Annotated in this window: 5 protein-coding genes; all 5 read right to left on the bottom strand. The window is 56.3% G+C overall.

Annotated elements, in window-relative coordinates:
- Nucleotides 1-198: hypothetical protein (locus ACYVDE_RS18710; protein WP_460503064.1), on the bottom strand; the 198-nt coding region annotated here is incomplete at its 3' end.
- Nucleotides 199-258: 60 nt separating this feature from the next.
- Nucleotides 259-633 (bottom strand): hypothetical protein, encoded by a 375-nt coding sequence (locus ACYVDE_RS18705; protein WP_460503063.1) that lies wholly within the window; start codon nucleotides 631-633, stop codon nucleotides 259-261.
- A 64-nt stretch (nucleotides 634-697) separates the two neighbouring features.
- Nucleotides 698-1,021: a hypothetical protein gene (locus ACYVDE_RS18700; RefSeq protein WP_460503062.1), complete on the bottom strand. Its 324-nt coding sequence runs from the start codon at nucleotides 1,019-1,021 to the stop codon at nucleotides 698-700.
- A gap of 428 nt (nucleotides 1,022-1,449) precedes the next feature.
- Nucleotides 1,450-2,151 (bottom strand): Crp/Fnr family transcriptional regulator, encoded by a 702-nt coding sequence (locus tag ACYVDE_RS18695; RefSeq protein WP_460503061.1) that lies wholly within the window; start codon nucleotides 2,149-2,151, stop codon nucleotides 1,450-1,452.
- Between the two features lie 191 nt (nucleotides 2,152-2,342).
- The coding region (gene sucB, locus ACYVDE_RS18690) for a dihydrolipoyllysine-residue succinyltransferase (protein ID WP_460503060.1) at nucleotides 2,343-3,076 on the bottom strand (734 nt) is incomplete at its 5' end.

Here is a 3,076-nt window from a genome sequence, read left to right as displayed (position 1 = left end):
CTCGGCGGTGTAGGTGGCCAGGGGCTTGCCGGTGCTCACCTCCACCACGGCCGCCATCAGCAGGTCGGGCAGTTCGGCCAACAGGTGCTGCATGGTGCGCTCGATGGGTTCGCGGGCCGGGCCGGTGGTTTCCACCTCCACCTCCTGGGCCACCGGCCCCGCCAAGCGCTGCAGCTGCTTGAGAAAAGGTATGTTCATAAGGAGCAACGGGCGCGGCTACGCCAGGTGGCGCAGGCCCGCGCCGGCATTCAGGCAGAACTAGTTGAGTTGCTCGGCAGAGCTGCGCAGTACCTCGCGGGCAATGGCCAGGTTGGTATCGCGCGCGTTCACAGCCAGGTAAATAAACTTAGTGCCGGCCAGCTTAATGAGGTGCAGCTGGTTGGAAAGCGTGATGAGGATATCCTCGATGTTTTCGCCGGTGAGCTTTAGGGCCGACATGGCCTTTTGCTTTTGCTTCACCACTTCGGTGTTGTAGGCGGCGGCCGTTTCGGGATTCAGGCTCGGCGAGTTCGAGTGCGAGGCCAGGGCCATGCCCGAGTTAATATCGACCACGGCCACGGCTAGCAGGCCCGGCAGGTCGTTCAATACTTCTTGTACTACTTTGCCGGCGGGCGAGTTGGTGGAGTAAGCCATAAAAATTGGGTGGTTAAAAAAAGGGTTGGGTTTATTGAATCGAACTGAAAATGAACTGACTGCGTCAGGGAATTATCGATTGAAGAATTTCGCGGGCCAGCGCCAGACTGATTTCCTGCGTGCCAATGGCCAGGTAGCCGAACCATTGCCCGCCACGGGCCAGCCGAATGAGGTGCAGCTGCTTGCGAAAAGGAATTAAGATGTCGGTTAGTCGCTCGCCGCGCAGGCTGGACGCACTCATCGCCAGCTGCTTGTGCCGCACCAGTGCCGCGTTGTGCGTGGCTACCGCAGCGGCGTCAAATCCGGCAGTGCGGCTCAGGTGGGCCAGGCACCGGCCGGTGGCCGTTTCTACTATTGCTACCGCTGCCAGCCCCGGCAGCTGCGCCAATAATTTTTTTATAACTTTTTCAATTACTACTGAATTTATTTTGTCGTCCTGCGGAGCAGGGTCCCAGTTGATAACGGCTTGGTCAGTATGCTTTTTTCTGGCCGGCCGAATTGCTGTAGCAGATATTTTCATTGGTTAAGGCCAGAAATTTTTCCAGCTCAAAATCCACATCCATTGCCTGTTACGTACGCTTTATTGAGCACTTTTATTATTACAAAGCTCCCTCCAATGAGGGGCTATAAAAAATGACATTCGTCACTTTTTTTTTTGATTTAGCTCACTTTGCGAAGAAATGCACACTTATCAATAATGTAATTTATTTTATTTAAAATTTACCCTTTACATTGCGTTTTCTGGCCCAACAAGCAAAAACCCCCAGCAGAGCACAGAAGCTCCGCTGGGGGTTTCGATGAGAGCGTTGCTGGTGGCTAGTCGTAGCGCGACGCCAGCTGGCTCAACTCACTTACGTTCAGAATATTGATACCGCTGCCGCGCGTGGCAATCAGGCCGGCTTCCTTAAACTCCGACAACAGCCGGCTCACCGTCTCCTTGGCCGTACCCACCAGCGAGGCCAGGTCTTCGCGGCCCACGGCAATGCGCAGCGGCTCCGCCTCGGTGCGGAAGGTTTGCACCAGCATCAGCAGGGCGGCAGCCAGCCGCTCGCGCACGGGCTTGTAGGCCAAGTGCAGCATCTGCACTTCGGCGGCGCCCAGCGCCTTGGCCATCATGGTCATCAGCGAAGCCGAAAACTGGGTATTGGACTGCCATACCCGGAAAAAATCGGCGCGGGGAATAAAACACACCACGCAGTCGTCGAGCGCCACGGCCGACGTCGAGTATTTCGCCTCCGTCAGCACGGCTTGGAAGCCGAGTACGTCGCCGTCCTTGGCCAACTGGGTAATCTGCTCCTTGCCGTCGCCGCTGGTCTTCGTCACCTTGATTTTGCCCTGGTTCACGCAGTGCAGCCCCATGGCCGGGCTGCCTTCCCGGAAAATACACTCGCCCTTCTGGTAGCTCTGCGACACCTTGTTACCGGAGATAAACTCCAGCTCTTCGAGCTGGCAGCAGCCCATCAGCGGCCCCTTGCGGTTGGGGCAGCCCTGGCACGTTGGAGTAATGAATCTTCCCATAATCGATAATGTAACAGCTCGAACAGATGGCAAATATACAAGCTCTTACAATAATTCAATTATACATGTTTCATTAACATTTAAAAATACGACTAAAAACACTGTTTTTATATTGGAATACGTCCCAAAAACGGAAAAGACCTGTTCCCTAATTGGGAACAGGTCTTTGAAATATTCAAAATCTATTCGAGCTATATACCGAACATCATTCGGGTCGGGTCTTCGAGCAATTCTTTCACGCGCACCAGGAACGACACCGACTCGCGGCCGTCGATGATGCGGTGGTCGTAGCTCAGGGCCAGGTACATCATGGGGCGAATGACCACCTGCCCGTTCTCGGCGATGGGGCGCTGAATGATGTTGTGCATGCCCAGAATGGCCGACTGCGGCGCGTTGATAATGGGCGTGCTGAGCATAGAGCCGAACACGCCGCCGTTGGTGATGGTGAACGTGCCACCGCTCATCTGCTCCAAGGTGAGCTTGTTATCGCGGGCCAGGCCGGCCAGCCGCACCACTTCCTTCTCGATGCCGTCGAAGCTGAGTTGCTCGGCGTTGCGGATGACGGGCACCACCAGCCCTTTCGGGGCCGATACGGCGATGCTGATGTCACAGAAGTCGGAGTACACGATTTCGCCGTTGTCAATCTGCGCGTTCACAGCGGGCCACTCCTGCAGGGCAATGCACACGGCCTTGGTGAAGAAGGACATGAAGCCCAGGCCCACGCCGTTTTTCTCCTTGAACTTGTCTTTGAACTTGTTGCGCAGGTCCATGATGGGCTGCATGTTCACCTCGTTGAAGGTGGTGAGCATGGCCGTCTCGTTCTTCACCGTTACGAGGCGACGGGCAACGGTTTTGCGCAGGTTGCTCATGCGCTCGCGGCGCACTTCGCGGCTACCGCCCGCGGCAGGCGCGGCGGCCGGGGCCG

This window comes from Hymenobacter agri (assembly GCF_054778495.1).
The sequence above is the reverse complement of the archived record's forward strand: the minus strand, read 5'-3'. Positions and strand labels throughout refer to the sequence as shown.